Source organism: Kitasatospora sp. NPDC004614, assembly GCF_042873675.1.
GTDB lineage: Bacteria > Actinomycetota > Actinomycetes > Streptomycetales > Streptomycetaceae > Kitasatospora.
Genome location: NZ_JBIALR010000010.1, coordinates 51,789 through 73,859, shown reverse-complemented (window position 1 = coordinate 73,859; position 22,071 = coordinate 51,789). Strand labels below are relative to the sequence as shown.

The 22,071-nt window shown below is 72.6% G+C and carries 26 protein-coding genes; 13 read left to right on the top strand and 13 right to left on the bottom strand.

Annotation, left to right across the window (positions count from 1 at the left end; all coding sequences use genetic code 11):
- Positions 1-7 precede the first annotated feature (7 nt).
- Positions 8-934, bottom strand: a complete 927-nt coding sequence (locus ACFYST_RS21440; protein ID WP_387864537.1) for a diiron oxygenase — start codon at positions 932-934, stop codon at positions 8-10.
- Between the two features lie 175 nt (positions 935-1,109).
- Between ACFYST_RS21440 and ACFYST_RS21435 the strand changes: the two genes are divergently transcribed.
- On the top strand, positions 1,110-2,114 hold the full coding sequence (locus ACFYST_RS21435; protein WP_387864535.1) for a PHP domain-containing protein: 1,005 nt from the start codon (positions 1,110-1,112) through the stop codon (positions 2,112-2,114).
- Between the two features lie 34 nt (positions 2,115-2,148).
- Positions 2,149-2,835 carry a VOC family protein gene (locus ACFYST_RS21430; RefSeq protein WP_387864533.1) on the top strand — a complete coding sequence of 229 codons (687 nt, stop codon included), beginning with the start codon at positions 2,149-2,151 and terminating at the stop codon, positions 2,833-2,835.
- Between the two features lie 11 nt (positions 2,836-2,846).
- Here ACFYST_RS21430 and ACFYST_RS21425 read toward each other — a convergent pair whose 3' ends face one another.
- Positions 2,847-3,647 (bottom strand): tyrosine-protein phosphatase, encoded by an 801-nt coding sequence (locus tag ACFYST_RS21425; protein WP_387864532.1) that lies wholly within the window; start codon positions 3,645-3,647, stop codon positions 2,847-2,849.
- 286 nt (positions 3,648-3,933) lie between these two features.
- On the opposite strand from ACFYST_RS21425, the gene ACFYST_RS21420 reads away from it, so the two are divergent.
- Both ACFYST_RS21420 and ACFYST_RS21415 read left to right on the top strand, forming a co-directional pair.
- A complete protein-coding gene (locus ACFYST_RS21420; RefSeq protein ID WP_387633742.1) occupies positions 3,934-4,503 on the top strand; it encodes a DJ-1/PfpI family protein in 570 nt (189 codons plus the stop codon).
- A gap of 97 nt (positions 4,504-4,600) precedes the next feature.
- Complete coding sequence (locus tag ACFYST_RS21415; protein ID WP_387864529.1) at positions 4,601-5,206, top strand: TIGR03086 family metal-binding protein; 606 nt, start codon at positions 4,601-4,603, stop codon at positions 5,204-5,206.
- 17 nt (positions 5,207-5,223) lie between these two features.
- Here ACFYST_RS21415 and ACFYST_RS21410 read toward each other — a convergent pair whose 3' ends face one another.
- Positions 5,224-5,802 carry a TetR/AcrR family transcriptional regulator gene (locus ACFYST_RS21410; protein ID WP_387633738.1) on the bottom strand — a complete coding sequence of 193 codons (579 nt, stop codon included), beginning with the start codon at positions 5,800-5,802 and terminating at the stop codon, positions 5,224-5,226.
- 419 nt (positions 5,803-6,221) lie between these two features.
- Here ACFYST_RS21410 and ACFYST_RS21405 point away from each other — a divergent pair, with 419 nt between their 5' ends.
- Positions 6,222-7,655: an MFS transporter gene (locus ACFYST_RS21405; protein WP_387864527.1), complete on the top strand. Its 1,434-nt coding sequence runs from the start codon at positions 6,222-6,224 to the stop codon at positions 7,653-7,655.
- A gap of 68 nt (positions 7,656-7,723) precedes the next feature.
- Here ACFYST_RS21405 and ACFYST_RS21400 read toward each other — a convergent pair whose 3' ends face one another.
- A complete protein-coding gene (locus ACFYST_RS21400; RefSeq protein WP_387633734.1) occupies positions 7,724-8,113 on the bottom strand; it encodes an SCO5389 family protein in 390 nt (129 codons plus the stop codon).
- 218 nt (positions 8,114-8,331) lie between these two features.
- Here ACFYST_RS21400 and ACFYST_RS21395 point away from each other — a divergent pair, with 218 nt between their 5' ends.
- On the top strand, positions 8,332-8,601 hold the full coding sequence (locus ACFYST_RS21395; RefSeq protein ID WP_387864524.1) for a DUF2630 family protein: 270 nt from the start codon (positions 8,332-8,334) through the stop codon (positions 8,599-8,601).
- Positions 8,602-8,618: 17 nt separating this feature from the next.
- Here the strand turns inward: ACFYST_RS21395 and ACFYST_RS21390 are convergent, their stop codons facing one another.
- Positions 8,619-9,071 carry a MarR family winged helix-turn-helix transcriptional regulator gene (locus ACFYST_RS21390; protein WP_387864521.1) on the bottom strand — a complete coding sequence of 151 codons (453 nt, stop codon included), beginning with the start codon at positions 9,069-9,071 and terminating at the stop codon, positions 8,619-8,621.
- Positions 9,072-9,147: 76 nt separating this feature from the next.
- Here ACFYST_RS21390 and ACFYST_RS21385 point away from each other — a divergent pair, with 76 nt between their 5' ends.
- From ACFYST_RS21385 to ACFYST_RS21375, 3 genes are all read left to right on the top strand, one after another.
- A complete protein-coding gene (locus ACFYST_RS21385) occupies positions 9,148-10,227 on the top strand; it encodes a substrate-binding domain-containing protein (protein WP_387864518.1) in 1,080 nt (359 codons plus the stop codon).
- A 129-nt stretch (positions 10,228-10,356) separates the two neighbouring features.
- Complete coding sequence (locus tag ACFYST_RS21380; RefSeq protein WP_387864515.1) at positions 10,357-11,763, top strand: APC family permease; 1,407 nt, start codon at positions 10,357-10,359, stop codon at positions 11,761-11,763.
- Positions 11,760-12,779, top strand: coding sequence for an acetamidase/formamidase family protein (locus tag ACFYST_RS21375; RefSeq protein WP_387864513.1), 1,020 nt, complete (start codon positions 11,760-11,762; stop codon positions 12,777-12,779). Before ACFYST_RS21380 ends, ACFYST_RS21375 begins: the two co-directional genes overlap by 4 nt.
- Before the next feature lie 48 nt (positions 12,780-12,827).
- Here the strand turns inward: ACFYST_RS21375 and ACFYST_RS21370 are convergent, their stop codons facing one another.
- A complete protein-coding gene (locus ACFYST_RS21370) occupies positions 12,828-13,352 on the bottom strand; it encodes a MarR family winged helix-turn-helix transcriptional regulator (RefSeq protein ID WP_387864511.1) in 525 nt (174 codons plus the stop codon).
- 154 nt (positions 13,353-13,506) lie between these two features.
- On the opposite strand from ACFYST_RS21370, the gene ACFYST_RS21365 reads away from it, so the two are divergent.
- The gene (locus tag ACFYST_RS21365) at positions 13,507-13,917 is read left to right on the top strand and encodes an organic hydroperoxide resistance protein (protein ID WP_387633721.1); all 411 of its coding nucleotides are present in this window, start codon (positions 13,507-13,509) and stop codon (positions 13,915-13,917) included.
- A gap of 309 nt (positions 13,918-14,226) precedes the next feature.
- On the opposite strand, the gene ACFYST_RS21360 is transcribed toward ACFYST_RS21365, so the two are convergent.
- On the bottom strand, positions 14,227-15,009 hold the full coding sequence (locus ACFYST_RS21360; RefSeq protein ID WP_387633719.1) for an SGNH/GDSL hydrolase family protein: 783 nt from the start codon (positions 15,007-15,009) through the stop codon (positions 14,227-14,229).
- Positions 15,010-15,157: 148 nt separating this feature from the next.
- On the opposite strand from ACFYST_RS21360, the gene ACFYST_RS21355 reads away from it, so the two are divergent.
- Entirely contained in the window at positions 15,158-15,289 is a 132-nt protein-coding gene (locus tag ACFYST_RS21355) for a DUF6126 family protein (protein WP_387633717.1), read from the top strand.
- A gap of 14 nt (positions 15,290-15,303) precedes the next feature.
- Here ACFYST_RS21355 and ACFYST_RS21350 read toward each other — a convergent pair whose 3' ends face one another.
- Together ACFYST_RS21350 and ACFYST_RS21345 are read right to left on the bottom strand one after the other, a co-directional pair.
- Positions 15,304-15,645 (bottom strand): MazG-like family protein, encoded by a 342-nt coding sequence (locus ACFYST_RS21350; protein ID WP_387633715.1) that lies wholly within the window; start codon positions 15,643-15,645, stop codon positions 15,304-15,306.
- A 213-nt stretch (positions 15,646-15,858) separates the two neighbouring features.
- The gene (locus tag ACFYST_RS21345; RefSeq protein WP_387864508.1) at positions 15,859-16,221 is read right to left on the bottom strand and encodes a UBP-type zinc finger domain-containing protein; all 363 of its coding nucleotides are present in this window, start codon (positions 16,219-16,221) and stop codon (positions 15,859-15,861) included.
- A gap of 378 nt (positions 16,222-16,599) precedes the next feature.
- On the opposite strand from ACFYST_RS21345, the gene ACFYST_RS21340 reads away from it, so the two are divergent.
- Positions 16,600-17,175, top strand: a complete 576-nt coding sequence (locus ACFYST_RS21340; protein ID WP_387633711.1) for a TerD family protein — start codon at positions 16,600-16,602, stop codon at positions 17,173-17,175.
- A 162-nt stretch (positions 17,176-17,337) separates the two neighbouring features.
- Positions 17,338-18,321 (top strand): aldo/keto reductase, encoded by a 984-nt coding sequence (locus tag ACFYST_RS21335; protein WP_387864506.1) that lies wholly within the window; start codon positions 17,338-17,340, stop codon positions 18,319-18,321.
- A 166-nt stretch (positions 18,322-18,487) separates the two neighbouring features.
- Here the strand turns inward: ACFYST_RS21335 and ACFYST_RS21330 are convergent, their stop codons facing one another.
- The 4 genes from ACFYST_RS21330 to ACFYST_RS21315 all read right to left on the bottom strand — a co-directional run bounded on the left by ACFYST_RS21330 (position 18,488) and on the right by ACFYST_RS21315 (position 21,878).
- Positions 18,488-18,718, bottom strand: coding sequence for a DUF6296 family protein (locus ACFYST_RS21330; protein WP_387633707.1), 231 nt, complete (start codon positions 18,716-18,718; stop codon positions 18,488-18,490).
- Positions 18,719-18,867: 149 nt separating this feature from the next.
- Positions 18,868-19,767 carry a hypothetical protein gene (locus ACFYST_RS21325; RefSeq protein ID WP_387864503.1) on the bottom strand — a complete coding sequence of 300 codons (900 nt, stop codon included), beginning with the start codon at positions 19,765-19,767 and terminating at the stop codon, positions 18,868-18,870.
- On the bottom strand, positions 19,764-20,855 hold the full coding sequence (locus tag ACFYST_RS21320) for an SPFH domain-containing protein (protein WP_387633704.1): 1,092 nt from the start codon (positions 20,853-20,855) through the stop codon (positions 19,764-19,766). The genes ACFYST_RS21325 and ACFYST_RS21320 overlap by 4 nt, the downstream gene beginning before the upstream one ends.
- Before the next feature lie 153 nt (positions 20,856-21,008).
- Positions 21,009-21,878 (bottom strand): NAD(P)-dependent oxidoreductase, encoded by an 870-nt coding sequence (locus tag ACFYST_RS21315; RefSeq protein ID WP_387864501.1) that lies wholly within the window; start codon positions 21,876-21,878, stop codon positions 21,009-21,011.
- Between the last annotated feature and the right edge of the window lie 193 nt (positions 21,879-22,071).

Below are 22,071 nucleotides of genomic sequence, written 5' to 3'. Positions count from 1 at the left end.
GACAGGGTCAGGGGAGCAGCGACCCGCGGCGCCACGCGCGGGCCGTCGCCGGGGTGACGATGCCGAGGTCGGTGAAGAAGTCGAGGGCCTTGCGGGACCAGTCGATGCGAGCCTGGCGCCAGTGCGGGTTGGTGGCGGCGGCGCGGCGGGCCTCGATGGGGTCGAGGCCGGCGAGGGTGTAGACGCGGGGGTGGACGATCTCGGCGACGGACTGGCGGGCCAGGGTCGCGAGGGCACGGCGGAAGACGGCGCGGCGGGCGGGGTGCATCCGGGCCCAGCGGCGTTCGAGTTCGGGCTTGGCGTAGCCGATGTGCCGGGCTTCCTCGACGACGTGTATGCGGGCGACCGAGCGGGCCAGCGGCTGCAGGCTCTCGTCGCGGATCATCTCCCGCTGCATCGCGTCCGTGAACTCCTCGACGAAGATCGCCCCGGCGAAGGTCATCGTGGTGTCGTTGAGCAGGAAGTGCAGCCGCCCGAGCCGGTCCGCGCGCTTGGTGGGGCGGGCGGACGGGTAGCCGGTCGCGGTGATGTAGCGGGCGAACATGGTGGAGTGCCGGCACTCGTCGGCGACCTCGGTCAGCGCGTACTGGGCGTGGCCGGTGGTCAGGTCGTTCTCGTAGACGTGCCGGATCAGACCTTCCATCAGGACCAGTTCGAACCAGATGCCGGCCGCCGTGGTGGACGCGAACTGGTGGACGCTCAGCTGCGCCCGCCGCCGTTCGTCGAGGCGTTCCCAGAGCGGGGTGCCGTACAGGGCGACGCGGTGGGCGGGCAGCGCGTAGTGGTCGGGGTCCACGGGGGCGGTCCAGTCGATCTCGGTGAGCGGGTCGAAGGAGTGCTTGGCGGAGGCGCGCAGCAGGCGGGCGGCGTTGAGTTCGCGGTCGGCGTTGCGCTGCTGGGCGATGGTTCCGGTGGGGGCCGTGGTGTCGGGCATGGGCGGGCTCCGGAGGTCGCGGGGGCAGGGGCTCCAGGAGGAGTAAACCAATGAGACAGAGTGTCAACAAGGGTTTCGCGCAGATCACCGGCGCCCCGGCCGTCCATTCGTGCCGTCCCTGCCGTCCGGCTGCGGCCCGCATGCGACCCCCTGCGGCCCCGCGCAGACTGGCCGCATGGATCCGGTCACCGCCCTGGAACGCATCGCCTTCCTGCTGGAACGTGAACTCGCCTCCCCGTACCGGGTCAAGGCGTTCCGCACCGCCGCCGAAGCCGCCACCGGGCTGCCCGCCGGGCCGGTCGACGTCGCCACCGCCGAGCGCCTCCCGGGCGTCGGGCCCGTCACCGCCCGGGTGATCGCCGACGCGACGGCGGGACGCACCCCGCAGTACCTGTTGGAGGCCGAGGCCCGGGCCGCCGCCGGGCCCGCGCCGTCCACGGCCGGGCTCCGGCTGCGCGAGAAGCTCCAGGGCGACTGCCACCTGCACTCGGACTGGTCCGACGGAGGCGCCCCGATCGAACTGATGGCGCGCACCGCCCGCGACCTCGGCCACCGCTGGGCCGTGCTCACCGACCACTCGCCGCGCCTGACGGTCGCCAATGGTCTGAGCGCCGAGCGGCTGCGCGAACAGCTCGACGTGATCGAGGACCTGAACGGCCGGCTCACCCCGTTCCGGCTGCTCTCCGGCATCGAGTGCGACATCCTCGACGACGGCTCGCTCGACCAGGACGAGGAACTGCTCGGCCGGCTGGACGTGGTGGTCGCCTCGGTGCACTCCAAGCTGCGGATGGACAGCGCCGCGATGACCCGTCGGATGCTGGCGGCCGTCCGCAACCCGCTGGTCGACGTGCTCGGCCACTGCACCGGGCGGCGGCTCGGCGGAAAGCCGCGCCCGCAGTCCGAGTTCGACGCGGAGGCGGTCTTCACCGCCTGCCGGGAGCACGACACCGCCGTGGAGATCAACTGCCGCCCCGACCGCCTGGACCCGCCGGACGACCTGCTGACCCTCGCCGTCGACCTCGGTTGCCTGTTCACCATCGACACCGACGCGCACGCCCCCGGCCAGCTCGACTGGCAGATCACCGGCTGCGAACGCGCCGCCGCGCTGGGCCTGGACGCCGAGCGGATCCTCACCGCCTGGTCGGTCGACCACCTGCTGGCCTGGACCGCGGCCCGCTGATCACGTTGTCGGACTCCGGCGCTACCCTGCCCGGATGACTGATGATCAGCTTCAGGTGGGGACCGACAGCAGGATCCGGCCGTTGGCGTTCCACGCCGCGCCCGGCACGGAGGACTGGCGGGTCCTGGGCGAGGGGGCGTGCACGTTCTTCCGCACCGGCTCCTTCGCCGACGGCGCCCGGCTGGTGGCCGCGATCGCCACCGCCGTGGACGGCTTCGGCGCGCCGGACATCGACCTGCGGCCCGAGGGCGTCACCGTCCGGCTGATCGCCGCCACCGACGAGCTCTACGGGCTGATGGAGCGCCACATCGAGCTGGCCCGACGGATCTCCGCGGCCGCCCGCGCGTTCGGCGCGGTCGCCGAACCGCACGCGGTGCAGACCGTGCAGGTCACCCTGGACGCCCTCGAAATGCCCACCGTGGTCGCCTTCTGGCGCGCGCTGCTCGGCTACCGCGACCGGGCCGGCAGCCCCGAGGACCTGATCGACCCAGCCCGCCGCGGCGCGCCGTTCTACTTCCAGCAGATGGACGAGCCCCGGCCGCAGCGCAACCGGGTGCACGTGGACGTGTGGGTGCCGTACGACGTCGCGGAGCAGCGGGTCGCCGCCGCGATCGCCGCCGGCGGCCGGTTGGTGACGGACGAGCACGCCCCGGCCCTGTGGGTGCTGGCCGACCCCGAGGGCAACGAGGCCTGCGTCGGCGCGGCCGGCGCGGCGGGCTGACGCCGGTCCGGTCAGGACGTTCGGACCAGGCGGCCGCGGAGGCTCTCCAGGGTTTCGTCCTTGAGGCCGAGGGCGGCCCGGGCGTAGCTCTCCGGGTCGCCCCAGTGGTCGGCGAGGGTGTCCAAGGAGGCGGCCAGGTACTCGGCGCGGACCGAGAGGATCGCGTCGGCGATCTCCGGGTCGCCGCCCCCGGCGAGGAAACGTTCCAGCACGGGGGCGTACCGGACGTGCACCGCGGGATCGACCGACAGGTACTCGGTGCGGACGGTCTCCTCGTCCGCGCCGAGCAGCAGCAGGATCAGCGCGGCGCCCCAGCCGGTGCGGTCCTTGCCCGCCGTGCAGTGGAACAGCACCGGGCCGCCGCCCTGGTGCGCGAGGGCGGTGAGCAGCTGCTTGTACGCGCGCCGGGCGGCGGCGGAGGTGACGAAGGCGCGGTAGTCCTCGGTCAGGGCGAGCGCGGCACGGCCGCCGCCGAGGGTGCGGTTGGCGCCGGCCGGGTCCTCCAGCGCGGCGGTCAGCGCGGTCGCCACGCCGTTGCCCGCCCGGTCGGCGAGCACATCGGCGACCAGCAGGTGCGCCCCGCCGGGCACCCGGTCTGGGTAGGCGGTGCGCTCGGCGCCGCTGCGCAGGTCGATCACGGTGCGCACGCCGAGCGCCTCGAACATCGGGTCGCCGGACGGGTCGAGCCGGTCCAACTGGCCGGAGCGCAGCGCGAGTCCGGAGCGGACCCGGGCGCCGCCGGGCAGGTCGATGCCGCCGAGATCGCGCAGGTTGGCGACGGTGGCGGAGTCAACGATGTGCGAGTGCTGCATGGCGACCTCCCTGCCGGCGGACCTGCGGTGGCGGGGCCCGACGGCATCGCGAACGTCGCCCTGAGACCGGCCCCGTCAGCACGCTAGGCGGGCCCCGGGCGGGTCGCCCCCGGAGTACCCCCTGCCGGGCGGGACGCTGCATCGAGCGGCGGAGCGCACGCCCCGACCGCGCGCCGTGTGCTGCGCGCGCCCCATTGCCTGACGACGCGTCAGCGGGCAGGGTGGGCAGCGCGGGCCCCGCCGGGGTGGGCGGTGTGCCGGACGCGCGGAGGGACGGGAGCCCCGAATGGCAGCGAAAATCCTGATCATCACCGGCGACGCGGCCGAGTCGCTGGAGGTGTTCTACCCCTACCAGCGGCTGCTGGAGGAGGGGTACGAGGTGCACATCGCCGCGCCCACCCGGAAGACCCTGCAGTTCGTGGTGCACGACTTCGTCGAGGGCTTCGACACCTACACCGAGAAGGCCGGCTACACCTGGCCCGCCGACCTGGCGTTCGACGAGGTGGACCCGGCGCAGTACGTGGCGCTGGTGCTGCCCGGCGGCCGGGCGCCCGAGTACCTGCGCAACAACCCGGAGGTGCAGCGGATCGTCGCGCACTTCGTCGCCGACGACAAGCCGCTCGCGCAGATCTGCCACGGCCCGCTGATCACCCTGCGGACGGGTTCGATGGCCGGCCGCCGCACCGCCGCGTACCCGGCGCTGGAGCCGGACGTGGCCGCCGGCGGGGCGAGCTTCGTGGACGGGGACGCGGTGGTGGACGGCACCGTGGTCTCCGCCCGCGCCTGGCCGGACCACCCGGCGTGGATGCGCGCGTTCGTGGAGCTGCTGCGCGAGAAGGCCCCGGTCGAGGAGTAGGCCGGCCTGGACGAGTGGTCCGGGGCCGGGGAGCGGTCTGTCCGGGCCACGGGGTGTCGCCTTGCCCGGGAGGCGCGGGCGGGCAAGCGTGAGGCCCATGGCGACACACCTCGACGACCAGGCCCTGCTCGCGCTGCACGCCCAGGTCCTGGACCACTTCGGCCGGCTGGTCCGCGCCGTGCCCGACGACCGCTGGCAGGCCCCCACCCCGTGCACCGACTGGACGGTCCGTCAGCTGGTCGGGCATCTCACCTACGAACAGCTGTGGGTGCCCGACCTGCTCGACGGAGCGACCGTCGCCGAGGTCGGCGACCGCTACGACGGGGAGATGCTCGGCGACGATCCGGTGGCGGCGTGGACGGCCGCCGCCGACGCCGCCCGGGCCGCGTTCGCCGCGCCGGGCGCGCTGCGGCGCACCGTCCACCTCTCCTACGGGCAGCGGCGGGCGGCCGGGTACGCCCGGGAGATGACGGTGGACGCGATCGTGCACGGCTGGGACCTGGCCACCGGGATCGGCGCGGACGCCCGGATGGATCCGGCGGCGGTGAGCTTCGGACTGGCCGAAGTCGCCCCGCACGCAGGAGCGTTGGCGGCCTCGGGCCTGTTCGCGGACGTGGTGCCGGTGGCGGCCGACGCCGATCCGCAGACCAGGCTGCTGGCTCTGGTGGGCCGGGACGCCGCGAACCCGTTCGGGAGCGGCTGATCGTCGAACGGGAGGTGTCAGGGGCGGGGGCGGATGCCGTCCAGGGCGATGGCGAGGACCTTGGCGCGCTGCTTGTCGTCCGGGAAGGCGACGGAGGCGATGCCGGAGACCAGTCGGAGCAGGTCGTCCATGTTCATGTCGGTGCGCACGCTGCCGTCCTGCTGGGCGCGTTCCAGCAGGGGGGTGCCGGCGTCGTACATGGAGAGGCGGCAGGCGAGGAAGACGGCGGACTCCTCGCCCTGGAGGGCCTCGCGGATGGCGCGCTTGGTCATCGCGTAGTCGACGAAGCGGCGCAGCCAGGTGACCAGGGCGTCCCAGGACGGCCGGTCGGCCAGGCCGGTGGCGACCCGGGCGAGGTCCTCGACCTCGTTGGCGTAGACGGCCTCGAAGAGGTGCCGGCGGGTGGGGAAGTTGCGGTACAGGGTGCCGATGCCGACGCCGGCCCGGCGGGCGATGTCCTCCAGGGAGGCGTCGGCGCCGTGTTCGGCGAAGGCCTCGCGGGCGGCGGTGAGCAGCGCGTCGAAGTTGCGCGCGGCGTCGGCGCGGCGCGGGCGCCGGGCAGCGAGGAACTCGCCGACGGAGATCGGTTCGGACACGGTGACCTCGTTTCGACACATCCGGATTGAACCGGAGGCTCACCTCCGCTAATCTGGAGGCATGCCTCGACTTTAGCACCGGGGCCCTGGCTTCGGCCTGTCGCCCGTCGGCGACGGGCTCTCCGCAGCACCCGCGCCGCCCCGTGCCGGCGTCGTGTGCCGGCACCGCTGCCGTCAAACAGGGTTGACCGCACCGGCATCGCGGTCGTCAATCCGAACTGACGGAACGTGCACCGCTGTCGTCAATCCGAACTGACGGAACGTGCACCGCTGTCGTCAATTCTGTTTGACCGTACCGGCATTGACCCGTCGTCCGTTTCTGCTCCGCACCACCGCCCGTTCGGGCGTCTGCCTGCCAGTTGTACGCCGTGGCGCGCCGTTGTTCCCTTGCGCCGCGACCCGAGTCCCGAGAGGGTTCGATGAATCGCCAGTCCCACCGCGTCACCTTCGGCGTGCTCGCCGTCGGAGCGGGCGTGTTCGCGCTGCTCCAGTCGCTGATCACGCCGGCCCTGCCGATCGTTCAGGAGGCGATGCACACCTCGCAGTCCACCGTCACCTGGGTGATGACCGCCTACCTGCTGTCCGCGTCCGTGTTCACCCCGATCCTCGGCCGGGTCGGCGACCTGGTGGGCAAGAAGCGCACCCTGGTCGCGGCGCTGGTCGCGCTGCTGATTGGCTGCCTGGTCGCCGCGCTCGCCCCCAACATCACCGTGCTGCTGATCGCGCGCGTTCTCCAGGGCATCGCGGGTGCGCTGTTCCCGCTGTCCTTCGGCATCATTCGCGACGAGTTCCCCGCCGGGCGGGTGCCCACCGGCATCAGCAACCTGTCCGCCGTGATCGCCGTCGGCAGCGGCCTCGGCATGGTGCTGGCCGGCCCGATCGTCGGCGCGCTGGACTACCGCTGGCTGTTCTGGCTCCCTGTCATCGTGGTCGCCGCCACCGTGCTGCTCGCCTGGCGCTACGTCCCCGAGTCGCCGACCCGCAGCGATGGCGGCGTCGACTGGACCTCCTCCGCGCTGCTCTCCGGCTGGCTGGTGGCGCTGCTGCTGCCGGTCAGTCAGGCCGCCCAGTGGGGCTGGGGATCGGCCCGGGTGCTCGGCCTGCTGGCTGCCGCCGTCGTGCTGTTCGCGCTCTGGGTGCTCAACGAGGCCCGCTCGCGCAACCCGCTGATCGACCTGCGGGTGATGCGGCTGCACGCCGTGTGGACCACCAACATCGCGGCCCTGCTGTTCGGCGGCGGCATGTACGCGGTGTGGGCGTTCCTGCCCGGCTTCGTCCAGACCCCCACGAGCGCGGGCTACGGCTTCGGCTCCACCGTCACCGGCGCCGGCCTGCTGATGCTGCCGATGGTCGGCGCGATGTTCGTCTCCGGCATCCTCGGCGGGCGCCTGGCCGGCCGCTTTCCCGCCAAGGCGCAGCTGGTCACCGGCGCGCTGCTGGGTGCCGTGGCCTGCGCGCTGCTCGCCGCCCGGCACCAGACGCCGGCGGACGTCGCCGTCGCGGCCGGGGTGTTCGGGCTCGGCATCGGCCTGGCGTTCGCCTCGATGAGCAACCTGATCGTGCAGAGTGTCTCGCCCGCCCAGACCGGCGCCGCCACCGGCATGAACGCCAACATCCGCACCATCGGCGGTTCGATGGGCGCCGCGCTGATGACCGGCCTGGTCACCGGCCACCTCCAGCCCTCCGGCCGCCCGATGGAGTCCGGCTACACCCACGGCTTCGCGCTGCTCGCGGCGTTCTGCCTGGCCGCGGCGCTCGCCGCATTGCTGGTGCCGTCCCGTCGCACCCGGCCGGTACCCGCGCCGGTGGAGCCCGCAGCCGCCCAGCGGGACACCGAAGTCACCCTCGGCTGAGCCGAGTTGGATGCGCTGAACCCGCCGCCTCGGTGCAGTCGCCGGGGCGGCGGGTGCTCGGCGTGCGGTCAGCAGTCGCGCAACTCCGGGGACTGGTTCAGCAGTTGGGCCCGGATGGAGGTGAACTTCCGGTAGGCGTCGGTGTGTTCGGTGTGCGGGTGGAAGACCGCCAGGCGGTGGCAGTTCTGGAAGGCCAGCTTCACCGAGAAGTGCCGCTCCAGCGCCCCGCGGATCGAGTCGCTGGCCAGCGCGCGCAGCAGCTGGGCGCGTTCGGCGTCGGTCGGGGCGACCGTGTTGTCCGCGAACTCGGCGTCGCTGGTGGCGAGTTCGGCCGTCAGGTCGTTGACCAGCCGGTACGCGTAGGGCAGCGAGGTGCGGACGGTGGCGAGGAAGTCGGCGTCGGCGACCTCGTCGCGCTCGGCCAGGGTGAGCAGGGAGGGGGAGACGTCCAGCGACATGGGGTGGCCTTTCGGGGGCGGAATGGAAGCGGAATGGAAGTGGAAGTCGTTTTCAATAAGTGATCCTGGCAAGCCCCCTGACGCCCTGTCAATTACGCTCCCCCTTTCGGGTCAACCCGCCGCGCCGCGAAGGGCCCGCCGCCCCGATCGGCCCTGGTGGCGGGCCGCATCCCGGCTTCCTAGAGTGAGGAACAGGGCGGACCGTGAGGAGGCCTCCGATGGACGAGCAGGGCAAGGGCGGCGCCACCGACCGCCGCATCCTGGACCGGATCAGCGCCATGGTCGACGCGGAACGGAAACTGCGCGCCGCGCTCTCCGAAGGCCGCATCGACCAGTCCACCGAACAGCGCGAACTCAAGGACCTGGAAGAACAGCTCGACCAGTGCTGGGACCTGCTGCGCCAGCGCCGGGCCCGCACCGACGCCGGCGACGACCCGAACCAGGTCGGCGTCCGCAGCGTCGAGGAGATCGAACGCTACGAGTCGTAGCCGCGGGCTGCCCGGTGTCAGATCGACGCGAGGCGGGTGAGCGGCGCCGTGGGGTCGGGGAGGCCGCAGGCGGCGCGGACGGCGGCGTCGTGGGCGGCCGCGAGGGCGTCGAGGCGGGTCAGGCGGGTGCGGCCCTGGCGGGAGAGGTGGGCGGTGATCCGGCGGCGGTCCTGGTCGTCCTGGCGCCGGTAGACCAGCCCGGCATCCGCGAGTGCGTCCACCAGGCGGCTCAGGCTGGCCTGCGGAATCAACAGCGCCTGCGCCAACTCGCCCATGGATCGGCCCTCGCCGTCCGCGAGCGCCCGCAGCACCCGCCACTGGTCGACCGTGCAGTCCTCCTCGGCGAGCGCCGTCGCCAGCCCTGAGGTGAGCCGGCGGTGGGCGAGCGCCACGAGCTCCACCAGCAGCGGCGGCGAGCCCGCCGGACCGGGCGCGGCGGCGGTGTGCGCGGCAGCGCTCCTCATGGCCATCCGGCCCTCCCGTTCCGAGGTCCCCCCGAGCCTCGCGGGCTTTCCCGGGGCCGACATCCCGACCATACTCGCACTGGTGACGCTGGATGCCAGGCTGGTCGACCCGCTCGACGCGCTCCACCTCCCCAGGGAGGACGGCGCGTTCCGGGTGGGCCTCGTCGTGCCGCAGTCCGGCCCGCTCGGACTGACCGGCCCGTCCGCACTCGACGGCGCCCTGCTCGCCGCGCACGAGATCAACGCCCGCGGCGGCATCCTCGGCCGCCCCCTCGACCTCGTCCTGGTCGACGGCGGCGGCGCACCCCACCCCGTGGCCGCCGAAGTCCGCCGACTGCTCGACGCCGGCGCCCTCGACGCCCTGGCCGGCTGCCACACCAGCGACGTCCACCGCGCCGTCGAAACCGTCGCCGCCGGACGCATCGCCTACATCTACACCCCGCCGCACGAAGGCGGCACCCGCCGCCCCGGCGTCCTGTGCACCGGCACCGACCCGACCGGTCAACTCGCCGGGGCAGTAGGTGTTTTGACGGAGCGTCACCGACTGCGCCGCTGGGCGCTGATCGGCAACGACTACATCTGGCCGCGCTCCGTCCACCGCGCCGCCGCCACCCTCGCCACCCGCGCCGGAGCCAGGATCGTGCTGGAGCGCCGCGTCCCGTTCGGGGCCGTCCAACCGGCCGTCGAACCACTGCTCGACGCGCTGCGCACGGCCCGCGCCGACGCTCTGCTGCTCAGCCTGATCGGCCGCGACCTGGTGCACTTCAACCGCGCGCTGCGCCGCAGCGGACTCGACCGCCGAATCGTCCGGCTGTCCGGGGCGCTGGAGGAGAACGGACTGCTCGCTCTCGGCGGTGACGACACCGGGACGCTGTACGCCGCCATGCCGTCCTTCGCCACCCTCGCCGAGGAGCCCCGGCAGCTGCTCGGCGAGCGGCACCGGGCGCTGTGCGGGCCGTGGGCGCCCGTGCTGGATGCGTACGCGGTCGGGCTCTACGACGGCCTGCAGCTGCTCGCGGCGCTCGCGCACCGTCACGCCCTGGAGCCGCACGGGCTGGCCCGGGCGGCCGGCCGGCTGCTGGGCGGGGTGCGGTGCGCCGTGCACCTGGCCCGGGCCGAGGGGGCCGGTTTCGCCGTCCTGTCGCCGCGTCAAGGCAGCTGACCTGCGAAGACCGCTGAGCGCCCGCCTTCTCAGTCGGTGGAACGCCCTCGCAAAACCCTTCCATGTGGAAATACTTCGCTCTACAGTCTCCCCCACACACCCGCAGGGTCGTCACGGAGAGAGAGCACCATGGCCGACACACCCGCGCACCAAGGCATCGAGAGCTACGGCTACCAACAGGAGCTGCGCCGGTCCCTGACCTTCACCGACCTGCTCGTCTACGGTCTGGTCTTCATGGTGCCGATCGCCCCCTTCGGCATCTTCGGCGGCGTCTTCCAGGGCTCCGGCGGCATGGTCGCCCTGGCCTACGTCCTCGGCATGGTGGCGATGATGTTCACCGCCCTGTCGTACGCCCAGATGTCCCGGGCGTTCCCGATGGCCGGCTCGGTCTACACCTACGCCGGGCGCGGCATCGGCGCACCGGTCGGGTTCCTGTCCGGCTGGATGATCCTGCTGGACTATGTGCTGGTGCCGGGCCTGCTCTACCTGATCGCCGGCGTCGCGATGAACTCGCTGGTGCCGTCCGTCCCGGTCTGGCTGTGGCTGGTCGGCTTCGTGCTGCTCAACACCGTCGTCAACTACCTGGGCATCGAGACCACCGCCAAGGTCAATAAGGCCGTGCTGATCGGCGAACTCGTCGTGCTCGCGGTGTTCCTGGTGGTCGGCGTGATCGCGCTGGCGAACGGCAAGGGCCGCGGCTTCGATTTCACGCCGCTGTACAACTCGCACCACTTCTCGTGGCACCTGGCCTTCGGCGCGGTCTCGATCGCCGTGCTCAGCTTCCTCGGCTTCGACGGCATCTCCACCCTCTCGGAGGAGAACCGCGACTCCACCAAGGCGATCGGCCGGTCGATGGTGGCCGCGCTGCTGCTCGCGGGCACACTGTTCATCGTGCAGACCTGGGTGGCCTCGCTGCTGGTCGCCGACCCGGACGCGCTGATCGCCGACGGAGACCCGAACGGCACCGCCTTCTACGACGCCGCCCGCGCCGCCGGCGGCGGCTGGCTGGCCACCCTGACCGCCGCGTCCACCGCCGTGGTCTGGGGCTTCGCCAATTCCCTGGTCGCGCAGGCGGCCACCTCGCGGCTGCTGTTCGCGATGGCCCGCGACCGCCAACTGCCCCGATTCCTCGCCAAGATCCACCCCACCCGCCGGGTGCCCGTCAACGCCACCCTGCTGACCGCCGGCATCTCGCTGGTGCTCGGCCTGTACATGGCCTCGCGCGAGGACGGCATCACCCTGCTCAGCACCCTGGTCAACTTCGGTGCGCTGACCACCTTCCTGGTGCTGCACGTCGCCGTCGTCGTCCACTACCTGATCCGCAAGCGCAGCAAGGACTACTGGCGCCACCTGATCGCCCCGCTGCTCGGCTTCGCGATCCTCGCCTACGTCGTCGTCAACGCCAACATCGGGGCCCAACGGCTCGGCTTCGTCTGGCTGTTGATCGGCGGGATCGTGCTGGCCGGACTGATGCTGACCGGCCGCAAGCCCCGACTGGCCGTCGCCGACACCACCTCCGAGGAGACCGACAAGTGACCCTGCCCGAGATCGTCCAGCTGACCCCCGCGCCGGAGGACTGGGCCTACACCTTCGGCGGACGCGCCCCGCTGACCACCGTTCAGCCCGGCAGCATCGTCGAGTTGACCACCGAGGACTGCTTCGGTGGCAAGGTGCGCGGCACCGGCGACCTGCCCAGCCAGGTCTGCGTCTTCCCGTACCTCAACCCCGTCACCGGCCCGATCGCCGTCGCCGGGGCCGAACCCGGGGACGTCCTCGCGGTGCACTTCGTGGAGATCACCCCCGCCCGGGACTACGGCATCTCCAGCACCTTCCCGCACTTCGGGGCGCTCACCGCCACCCACCAGACCGCGATGCTGCACCCCGCGCTGGAGGAACGGGTCTGGATCTACGACCTGGACGTGGCCGCCGGCCTGTGCCACTTCCGGGCCCGGGGCAGCGACTTCACCGTCGCGCTGCCGCTCGACCCGATGCACGGCACCGTCGGCGTCGCCCCCGCCGCCGGCGAGGTGCTGGCCTCGATCACCCCCGGCGCGCACGGCGGCAACCTGGACACCCCCGAGATGCGGGCCGGCACCACCGCCTACTTCGGCGTCAACGTCGACGGCGGCCTGCTCGCCATCGGCGATGGCCACGCCCGCCAGGGCGAGGGCGAGGTGTGCGGCACCGCCGTCGAGGCCGCGATGCGCACCACCGTGATCGTCGACCTGATCAAGGGCGGCGGACCGGCCTGGCCCCGCTTGGAGAACGACGACTACCTGATCAGCACCGGCTCCGCCCGCCCGCTGGAGGACGCTTTCCGGATCAGCCAGCACGACCTGGTCGGCTGGACCGGCGAACTCCTCGGCCTGGACCAGCTCGACGCGTACCAGCTGGTCAGCCAGGCCGGACTGGCGCCGGCCGCGAACGTCTGCGACACCAACTACACGATGGTCGCCAAGCTGCCGAAGTCCGTCCTCGGCCGGGCCCGCGCGTACGACGGCCTGCACGAGCGGCTGCGCGCAACCGCGGCGGCGTACCTGCGGCACCGGTAGGTCTTTTCAACGCGGCCCCGGCGCCTGCGTGTTGAGGATTCTCGACGCTCAGGCGCCGGCCGCGTCCAGGTTCGCGGTCAGGCGGGTGAGCAGTTCGCGCAGGGTTCGCAGGTCGGACAGGGGGAGTCCGGCCGCGGCGCCGATGTGGCGCGGGACGGCGCGGGCGGGCTCGCGAAGGTCGCGGCCGGCCTGGGTGAGCGAGACGATCACCGACCGCTCGTCCTGCGGGCTGCGCTCGCGGGCGATCAGCCCCGTCGCCTCCAGCCGCTTGAGCAGCGGGGAGAGCGTGCCGGAGTCCAGCCGCAGGCGCTCGCCGAGCTGCTTGACGGGGAGTTCGCGGTGCTGCCAGAGCACCAGCATCACGAGGTACTGCGGGTACGTCAGGCCCAGATCCTTCAGCGCCGTCCGGTAGACGCTGCCGAATGCGCGGGAGGCGGCGTTCAGCGAGAAGCAGATCTGCTGGTCGAGCAGGAGCAGGTCGGAGCCTGCGGCCGCGAGTTCCTCCAGCGTCGTGATCGTCGGGTCGGTGCCGGTCCCGGCGCTGGCTTCGTCCTCTTCGTCGTGGCTGGTCATGGCTCAAGGGTAGCAAGCGGCCGATTCAGTTGTGCGCAATTGAATTGTGTGCTGTAGTTATGGGGCAGGACAGGGCAGGCCGGAGACGGCGCCGGCGGAAACGCTGCCGGACACCGGTCTGAGATCAGGTATGGACGAGACAGGAGAGCTCGGAATGGAACCGCTCTACACCGCAGTTGCCACCTCGAACGGCCGCGAGGGCCGCTCCGTCAGCTCGGACGGCAAGCTCGACCTCAAGCTGTCGCTGCCGCCGGCGCTGGGCGGCGACGGCGTGGGCACCAACCCCGAGCAGCTGTTCGCGGCCGGCTACGCGGCCTGTTTCTCCGGAGCGCTCGGTCTGGTGGCCCGGCAGGCGAAGGTCGACGTCTCGAACGTCTCGGTGACCGCCGAGGTCACCATCGGCAAGGACGAGACCAGCTTCGCCCTCTCGGTCGTCCTGCGGGTGGAACTGCCCGAGGAGCTGGCCGGCGAGACCGGTGAGCAGCTGGTCAAGCAGGCCCACCAGGTCTGCCCGTACTCCAAGGCGATCAGCGGGAACGTTCCGGTGGAGCTGGTCGTCGAGTAAGGCGAGGCAGGGGTCTCACCTGGGGACTGCGGGCCGCTGACCGCGTGGGGGCGGGGCGGCCCGCAGTGGTGTCCAGGCGCTATTGGGCATGGCCGGGCCAGGGCATGGCTGGCCGGGGTATGGCCGGGCCTGGGCATAGCGGGGTCTGGCATGGTTGGGCCCGGGCATGGCTGGTTCGAAGTCGGGTCTGGCGGTGGTGAATTGGGGCTCGGGCCGGGCGGGTTGCGTCCGGGCCGGGTGGATCGGGGCTCGGGCCGGGTGGGTTGCGTCCGGGCCGGGTGGATTGCGCCTCGGGCGGGCCGGGTCGGGTCAGAGCGGGAGCAGCTCCGGGCGCTTCGCCTCGATGTGGTCGCCGGACGACTCGCCGCGCAGGCGGCGGCCCACCCACGGCAGCAGGTAGGTGCGGGCCCACTGGAGGTTCTCCCGGCGCTGCTCGGCCGGGGTGGTGACCGGCGCCGGCGGCCAGGCGGCCTCCGGGTCGCCGGCCTCGGTCAGGCCGAGGGCGCGCGCCGCCAGCAGCGCCACCCGCTGGTGGCCCTCCGGCGACAGGTGCAGCCGGTCGTCCGACCAGGCCCGGCGGTCGTGCACCGCCCGCAGCGACCACAGGTCCGCGACGGCGAGACCGTTGCGGTCGGCGATCGCCCACAGGTGCGAGTTGTAGGTTGCGACCTTGCCGCGCAGGTGGCGCAGCACCGGCACGTTGCGGGTGTCGAAGCCGGTGCAGATCAGCACCTTCCCGGCGTGCTCGCGCAGTTCCAGCACGGCCGACTCGAAGTGCTCGGCGATCAGGTCCGGGTCGCTGCCCGGACGCAGGATGTCGTTGCCGCCGGCGCACAACGTCACCAGATCGGGCTGGAGTTCGCGAACCTTCGGGACCTGCTCGGTGACGATCTGGTCCAGCAGGCGGCCGCGCACGGCCAGGTTGGCGTACCGGAGATCGGACTCCGGGCGCCGCTCGGCCAGCATTCCGGCCAGCCGGTCGGCCCAGCCGGCGAACTTCCCGTCGGGGCCGGGGTCGTTCAGGCCCTCGGTGAAGCTGTCACCGAGTGCGGCGTAGGAACTGAGGTCAAGGGTCTCCTGGTAGTCGGCCATGGAGGAGATAGTTCACTGTGTGAAGTGACCTACGCCACCGTAGGTGGCCCTAAGTGGCCCGTGATCTCCGCCACGGGCCCCGTACGGCGTACCCTGCAAAGGCCGGAACGGCAGAACCAGGACGGGACAGGACGACAGGAGGACCGACGTGACCAGCTCCGCCGTGCGTGAGGAGAAGGCGCGGCGCAAGCAGATGCTGATCCGTGCGCTGATCTACATCGTGGGTACCCACGTGTTCGCCGGATTCGTGCTCCTGCTGTTCGCCGTCGGGCACCGCTGACGGGTCGGCCCGCCTCAGTTCGGGGCGGCGTCGGACTCCGTTGTCGGCAGCGCGCGGGCAGCGACCTTCGCCAGGTGCGCGTCGAACGCGGCGGCCGGGTCCGGATGCACCCGGGTCAGCGCGACCATCGCGGTGATCACCACGTCGCACAGTTCGGCCGCCACGTCGTCCCAGGTGTGCGAGAAGCCCTTGCGCGGGTTCTGGCCGAGTGCGCCGATCACCGCCTCGGCCACCTCGCCGGCCTCCTCGCTGATCTTCAGGCATTGCAACACCCGTTGCATCTCCGGGGGTTGAGTACTCCCCTCGGCCAGCCACGCCGCCAGCCGCCGCACCGTCTCCCACTGCTGCGCGTCCACGTTCCCGCCCCTTCGCCGCCGCTGCCGCCGTCGCCGCTGCCGGTCCGTGCGGGTGGCCGCGCCGGCCCGCGTCGCACCACAAACCGACCGTACCCGGCACGGATGGTGGCGCGGGTACGGTCGGTTGTGGCGGCGCGGGTGCGGTCGGTTGTGGTGGCGCGGGTGCGGTCGGTTGTGGTGGCGCGGGTGCGGTCGGTTGTGGTGGGCGGGGAGTCAGCGCAGGCGCTGCTGCCAGTCGATCGGGACGCGGCCGGCCGGGCCCGGGGTGGGCTGGGTGACCGGGTGTGCGGACGGGCCGGCGAGCGGCGGGCCCTCGTAGAACTGTTCGGTCTCGGTGTTCCAGAACCAGTCCTCGCCCGGTTCGAAACTGGTCAGGAACGGGTGGCCGGCCGACCGGGCGTGTGCGGTGGCGTGCTGGGACGGTGAGGAGTCGCAGCACCCGATGTGTCCGCACGCCGCGCACCTGCGCAGGTGGAACCACCAGCCCTGGCCTTCGCCGGCCAGACACTCCACGCAGCCGTCGCCGCTGGGCGGCACCTTCGGATCGATACCGGGGATCGTCGTGTCATCACTCATCTGGGGCACCTCCTCGGAAAGGGTATGCCCGGGGCGACGGCCGACGCCGGTAGGCGGCCCCGGCGCGGCGCGGCGGGTGACCTGGGCGGCGCGCGGCGGGTGACCTGCGGGGGGACGCTGCGAGTGACCTGCGGGGGGCGCCGTGGTCGGACCTCGCGAGAACCGATCCGACGATCAGGCCGGTGCTGTCCGCTGTGGTGTCGTCAGATCCGGTGCCGCGCGGTGACTTTTTGGGACGCTGCTGGTGCGAAGGTGGATTCCGTCCTGTTCTACAGTGCTGTAGATTCAACTTCGGGGCCTGCGCCCGCATCACGCAGCGGCTGCCGGCCGCCGGGCCGAACTACCGGGCCCGGTACGGGGATACCACAGGAGGGCAACATGGGAGTCTCGCTCGCCAAGGGCGGAAACGTCTCGCTGACGAAGGAGGTCCCGGGGCTCACCTCCGTCATCGTCGGCCTCGGTTGGGACGTCCGGGCCACCACCGGCGCGGACTTCGACCTCGACGCCAGCGCGCTGCTGTGCAGCGAGGCCGGACGGGTCCTCAGCGACCAGCACTTCGTCTTCTACAACAACCTGCGCAGCCCGGAGGGTTCGGTCGAGCACAGCGGCGACAACCTCACCGGTGGCGGCGACGGCGACGACGAGCAGATCCGGGTCGACCTGACGGCCGTTCCGCCGCAGGTCGCGAAGGTCGTCTTCCCGGTGTCGATCTACGACGCCGAACAGCGCCGCCAGAGCTTCGGCCAGGTCCGCAACGCCTTCATCCGGGTCGTCAACGACGCCGACGGCACCGAGGTCGCGCGCTACGACCTGAGCGAGGACGCGTCCACCGAGACCGCGATGGTCTTCGGCGAGCTCTATCGCTACGGCGCCGAGTGGAAGTTCCGCGCCATCGGCCAGGGCTACGCCTCCGGCCTGCGGGGCATCGCGCTGGACTACGGCGTCAACGTCTGAGCGGGCGTAGGCCCTTGGCGGGTACGCGCCGCTGATCGAGCCGGGCCGTCCCGGTGCCGTTGGCGCCGGGGCGGCCTTCGGGTCTGCACGGCCGGTGGGGCCGGTGCCGTCCGGGGAGTGTCGGGGGTTGGGCCGCGTCGGGCATTGTGGCAGGCTCGGCGCATGGAACAGCGTGTACTTGGCCGGACCGGGCGTCCGGTGTCGGTGGTGGGTCTCGGGACGTGGCAGCTGGGCGCCGACTGGGGCGTGGTGCTGGAGGACGACGCGCTGGCGGTGCTGGACGCCGCCGCCGACGCCGGGGTGACGTTCTTCGACACCGCCGATGTCTACGGGGACGGCCGCAGCGAGCAGTTGGTCGGTCGTTTCCTGAAGTCCCGCCAGGACGACGAACTGCTGGTCGCCACCAAGCTCGGCCGCCGGCTGCCGCAACTGCCGGAGAACTACACCCTCGCCAACTTCCGTGAGTGGACCGACCGTTCGCGTCGGAACCTGGGCGTGGACCGGCTCGACCTGGTGCAGCTGCACTGCCCGCCCACGGCGGTGTACTCCAGCGACGAGGTGTTCGACGCGCTCGACACCCTGGTCGAGGAGGGCCGCACCGCCGCGTACGGCGTCAGCGTGGAGACCTGCGCGGAGGCGCTCACCGCGATCGGCCGGCCCGGCGTCGCCAGCGTGCAGATCATCCTCAACCCGTTCCGGCTGAAGCCGTTGGACGAGGTGCTGCCCGCCGCCGAGAAGGCCGGCGTCGGCATCATCGCCCGCGTCCCGCTGGCGTCCGGCCTGCTGTCCGGGAAGTACACCAAGGACACCCTGTTCGGTGCGGACGACCATCGCACCTACAACCGGGACGGTTCCGCGTTCGACCAGGGCGAAACCTTTTCCGGCGTCGACTTCGCGACCGGGGTGGAGGCCGCCGACGAGTTCGCCCGCCTCGCCCCGCCCGGCGCCACCTCCGCGCAGGCCGCGCTGCGCTGGATCGTCCAGCAGCCCGGCGTCACCAGCGTCATCCCCGGCGCCCGCAGCCCCGAGCAGGCCCGGGCCAACGCCGAGACGGCCGCTCTGCCGCCGCTGTCGCCGCAGACCCTGGACGCCGTTCAGGACCTGTACGACCGCCGCCTGCGGGCGCAGGTGCACTCGCGCTGGTGAGCGGCTGAGAGCCGGGTGACCGGAACAGAGAAGTCGGTCGACCGGAGCGGAGAAGTCGGTCGACCGGAACGGAGAAGTCGGTTGACCGGAACGAACGGGAAAGCGCTTACCGGAAGGTGTCCGGCAAGCGCTTTCCCGTTGGTGCCGGCGGCGGGGAGGCCGAGGCTCAGGGCAGTGGTTCGGCGTGCATCGGCGTTCGCGGGGCCTGATGGCCGCCGGTGGCCATCATCCGGACCTCGCCGGCGTCGCTGATCTCGGCCTGCACGATGCCGGACGGGTCCGTGTACACCGGGTGCCCGCCGGGGCCTCGGGTGCCGGTCGCCTCGACCACCACCACGTCCTGTTCGGCGTGGCCTCCGGTCTCCCCGGGGAAGGTGAGAGCGAATCGTCGAGCCATGGCCGGACCTCCTTCCCGTCGTTCGTTCCATCCTAGGCAGGGCCCCGCCGCCGGTCGCTCCCGGACGGCGGGGCCCGCTGCCCGTCCGGCCTGCGGCGTTCCCCGGGAGGGGCCTGCGGCGACGTGCGGTCGGGGGATGCGGGGCGGGCTCAGGCGAGCAGGTGGAGGCGTTGCGCGGCCGGGCCGACGCGGACGGTCTGGCCCCAGGTGAGGTGCAGGGCGTCGGACTCGATGCCGTCACCGAACGCCACCAGCCGCTCGGACTCCACGGTGAGGGCCAGCCGCTGCTCCGAGGTCAGCAGGCCCTCGACGCGCGAGGTGCCGGTGACCGGGGACGGCCACGCCTCCCGGACGAACCAGGACAGCTGCGGCACCGTCGGCGCGGGCAGCGGCAGCCGGCTGGACCGCTCCAGCCACGCCGAGCGGCACCACCCCGTCGCGCCCGTGCCGGTGCCGACGAGCACGCCCGAGGATGCCTGCGACTCCGCGTCGCCACCCGGTGCGGACAGCCGGTAGCGGGCGGTCTGGTGGCCGGGCTGCCCGAGGTAGATCTCGTTCAGCGCCAGCAGCCGCTGGGTGTCGTCCGCCACCGCCTCCACCATGGTGCGCAACTCCAAGCGCCGCTCCGCGCCCGGCCCGACGGCCGCCCGCAGCAGCGGCCCGGCCTGCCCCGGACGGTGTCGCACCAGGACGCCCGGGTTGCGGCCCGGCTCCGCGTCGATGCCGATCACCGGCTGCCCCGACAGGTACTTGGCGGTGTTGGCGACCAGACCGTCCTGGCCGACCACCACCACCAGGTCCTCGGGCCCGAACAGGAACCGGTCCAGGTCCGCCCGCTCCACCCGGGTCTGCCGCCAGTCCAGCGGCACCGCCGCCGATACCTCGGCCAGCGCACTCCGGGCCAGGTCGTGCCGCTGCTCCGCCTCGGCGAGCGAGCGCCCGCGGCCGGCGAGGAAGAACTCCGCCTGGCCGTGCGTCCCGTGATGGGCGATCAACTCCTGGTACTCGGTGCGCCGGTGGACCAGTACCACGCGCGGAGCGAGGCTCATCGGACCGGTCGATCCGTGTCGCCGGCCGGACCCGTCGGGGTGTGGGGCGTCGTGGCGGGCGTCGGGGTGGAGAGCCGGGTGAGCAGGCCGGTGAGCACGTCCGGGGTGAGGGTGACGCTGTCGATCCGCGGCAGGTGTTCGGCCAGCCGGATCAGGGCCAGCGCCTGCAGGATCTCCGGCCCGACCTGCTGGTGCGCCGTCAGCCACGCCGCCTCGGCGGCCGCCTTCGCCTCGCCCAACGCCCGTACCGCCTCGGCCTGTTGAGCGGCCAGCGTGCCGGCCGCCTCGGCCTCCGCCACCGCCAGCCGGGTGCGCCGGGCGGCCTCGGAGTCGGTGCGCACCGCGTCCGCCGCCGCCTTCTGCTCCGCCTCGCGGCGCGCGTTCGCGCCCTGCTGCGCCACCAACTCCTCTTCGCGGCGCGCCAGTTCGATCTGGCTGGCGAGTTCGTTCTCGGCGATGGCGCGTTCCCGCTCGACCGCGACCGCGCGACGCTCGTAGGTCGCCCGGTCCGCCTCCTGCTGGACCTGCTCCCGGGCCGGGGTGCGCAGCGCCCGCTCCAGCTCGGCCTCGGGCCGGACGGCGGTGACGCGCACCGCGAGCACCGTCAGCCCGATCTCGCCCAGCCGGGGCTCGGTGCCCAGGCCTTCGGCGATCCGCTCGCGGACTGCCGTCACGCCGTCAACCAGAGTGTCCGCGAGGGGAGTTCGGGCGATCAGCTGGAGGGCGTGCTGCTGCGCGGTCTCGGTGAGCAGGGTGGCGAGCTGGGCGAGCGGCTCGGCGCGCCAGCTGCCGGTGTCGGGGTCGATGCCGAAGTCAAGGCGGGCGGCGGCGACCGTCGGATCGCTGATCCGGTAGGTGACGGTGGCCTGCACCGCGAGATCCTGGAAGTCGGCCGTGCGGGCGTGGAACATCATCGCCAACTCGCGGTCGTCGACCGGTACTTCGGATATGGCGGCGGTGAGCGGCCGGAACCAGAAGGCGAGTCCGGCGCCTTCGTGGGTGAGCTGTCCGCCCCGGAGGTGGCGGATGTGGCTGGTCGGTGCGGAGCGCAGGTGGCGGAAGCCGAAGCGGCGGGTGATGTCGGCCATGGGAGTCGCGGCGTCCTCTCTTTTCGTCTCTATGACGATAAGCGGGGGTGCCGGTTGTCGTCAATACGACGAAAAGAGGGGGTAGGCTACGTTCGAGGCGGGCTGTGGGTGGCTGTGGGCCTGGTTCTGGAGTGGTTCCGGTGGCCGTGGGCCTCAGATGGCGGCCCGGGTGCGGGAGGTGGCGGAGATCGCGGCGAGGTCGCTCTCGCCGTGGCCGTGGGCGACGGCCTGCAGCAGGGAGTCGCGCAGCAGGGAGGCGAGGGGGAGGGGCACGTTGGCGCCGGCGGCGGTGTCCAGGGCGAGGTTGACGTCCTTCAGCCCGAGTGCGAGGCGGAACCCGGCCGGGTCGAAGGACCGCTCGGTGATCATCGCGCCGTAGCCGGCGTAAACCGGGCCCGGGAAAAGGGAGTTGGTGAGGACGTCGAGCAGCGCCGACGGTGCGAGACCGTTCGCCTCGGCGAGTACGGCGGCCTCCGAGAACGCCTCGATCGCCGACACCAGAAGGAAGTTGGCGCTGATCTTCGCCACGTTCGCGGCCGCCGGGTCCTCGCCGAGATGCCAGGTGCGCCGGCCCATCGCGTCGAACAGCGGTGCCACCCAGTCGAGTTCGGCCGTCGGACCCGACGCCAGGATGTTCAGGTTCCCGACCGCCGCGGCCTCCGCCCGGCCCAGCACCGGCGCCGCGATGTAACCCAGCCCGTGCTGCGCGTGCAACTCGGCGGCCCGGCGTGCCAGCCCCGGAGAGACGGTCGCCATGTTGACGTGCACGGCGGCCCGCGCGGCGGACAGCAACTCCTCGTTCAGCAACAGGCGTTCGACCACCTTGTCGTCCGCCAGCATCGAGATCGCCACCTCGGCGCCGAACGCCTCCGCGAGCGTCCCCGCCGCCGACGCCCCGTCCGCGACCAGCTCGGCCACCGGCTCCGCCGACCGGTTCCACACCCGCACCGAGTGCCCCGCATCCAGCAGCCGGCGAGCCATCGCCCGACCCATCGCACCCAGACCGACGAAACCGACGTCCATGCTCACTGCCTCCGGCGGGGTGGGTGCGAACGGTGCACGGTGCTCCGAGGGCGATGCTACGACGCCAATCCGCGAGTCGGCCGGTGCGGCGCGGCCGGGCGGCTGGGGTACGAGGGGTGTTGGCCGAGTTGCGGTGGCCGTTCGCGGGGGATGCGCGAGGCGCTGTGCCGCGAGGCCCTGTGCGGAGGGCGGC

What these genes read in the sequence shown, in the direction of transcription:
- ACFYST_RS21360 (WP_387633719.1), bottom strand. Translation starts at nt 15,009, where the DNA reads ATGGCCGACTACCAGGAGACCCTTGACCTCAGTTCCTACGCCGCACTC.
- ACFYST_RS21330 (WP_387633707.1), bottom strand. Translation starts at nt 18,718, where the DNA reads ATGGCTCGACGATTCGCTCTCACCTTCCCCGGGGAGACCGGAGGCCAC.
- ACFYST_RS21320 (WP_387633704.1), bottom strand. Translation starts at nt 20,855, where the DNA reads ATGGCCGACATCACCCGCCGCTTCGGCTTCCGCCACCTGCGCTCCGCA.
- ACFYST_RS21405 (WP_387864527.1), top strand. Translation starts at nt 6,222, where the DNA reads ATGAATCGCCAGTCCCACCGCGTCACCTTCGGCGTGCTCGCCGTCGGA.
- ACFYST_RS21325 (WP_387864503.1), bottom strand. Translation starts at nt 19,767, where the DNA reads ATGAGCCTCGCTCCGCGCGTGGTACTGGTCCACCGGCGCACCGAGTAC.
- ACFYST_RS21335 (WP_387864506.1), top strand. Translation starts at nt 17,338, where the DNA reads ATGGAACAGCGTGTACTTGGCCGGACCGGGCGTCCGGTGTCGGTGGTG.
- ACFYST_RS21415 (WP_387864529.1), top strand. Translation starts at nt 4,601, where the DNA reads ATGGCGACACACCTCGACGACCAGGCCCTGCTCGCGCTGCACGCCCAG.
- ACFYST_RS21430 (WP_387864533.1), top strand. Translation starts at nt 2,149, where the DNA reads ATGACTGATGATCAGCTTCAGGTGGGGACCGACAGCAGGATCCGGCCG.
- ACFYST_RS21425 (WP_387864532.1), bottom strand. Translation starts at nt 3,647, where the DNA reads ATGCAGCACTCGCACATCGTTGACTCCGCCACCGTCGCCAACCTGCGC.
- ACFYST_RS21380 (WP_387864515.1), top strand. Translation starts at nt 10,357, where the DNA reads ATGGCCGACACACCCGCGCACCAAGGCATCGAGAGCTACGGCTACCAA.
- ACFYST_RS21420 (WP_387633742.1), top strand. Translation starts at nt 3,934, where the DNA reads ATGGCAGCGAAAATCCTGATCATCACCGGCGACGCGGCCGAGTCGCTG.
- ACFYST_RS21340 (WP_387633711.1), top strand. Translation starts at nt 16,600, where the DNA reads ATGGGAGTCTCGCTCGCCAAGGGCGGAAACGTCTCGCTGACGAAGGAG.
- ACFYST_RS21345 (WP_387864508.1), bottom strand. Translation starts at nt 16,221, where the DNA reads ATGAGTGATGACACGACGATCCCCGGTATCGATCCGAAGGTGCCGCCC.
- ACFYST_RS21435 (WP_387864535.1), top strand. Translation starts at nt 1,110, where the DNA reads ATGGATCCGGTCACCGCCCTGGAACGCATCGCCTTCCTGCTGGAACGT.
- ACFYST_RS21370 (WP_387864511.1), bottom strand. Translation starts at nt 13,352, where the DNA reads ATGACCAGCCACGACGAAGAGGACGAAGCCAGCGCCGGGACCGGCACC.
- ACFYST_RS21315 (WP_387864501.1), bottom strand. Translation starts at nt 21,878, where the DNA reads ATGGACGTCGGTTTCGTCGGTCTGGGTGCGATGGGTCGGGCGATGGCT.
- ACFYST_RS21400 (WP_387633734.1), bottom strand. Translation starts at nt 8,113, where the DNA reads ATGTCGCTGGACGTCTCCCCCTCCCTGCTCACCCTGGCCGAGCGCGAC.
- ACFYST_RS21440 (WP_387864537.1), bottom strand. Translation starts at nt 934, where the DNA reads ATGCCCGACACCACGGCCCCCACCGGAACCATCGCCCAGCAGCGCAAC.
- ACFYST_RS21390 (WP_387864521.1), bottom strand. Translation starts at nt 9,071, where the DNA reads ATGGCCATGAGGAGCGCTGCCGCGCACACCGCCGCCGCGCCCGGTCCG.
- ACFYST_RS21395 (WP_387864524.1), top strand. Translation starts at nt 8,332, where the DNA reads ATGGACGAGCAGGGCAAGGGCGGCGCCACCGACCGCCGCATCCTGGAC.
- ACFYST_RS21365 (WP_387633721.1), top strand. Translation starts at nt 13,507, where the DNA reads ATGGAACCGCTCTACACCGCAGTTGCCACCTCGAACGGCCGCGAGGGC.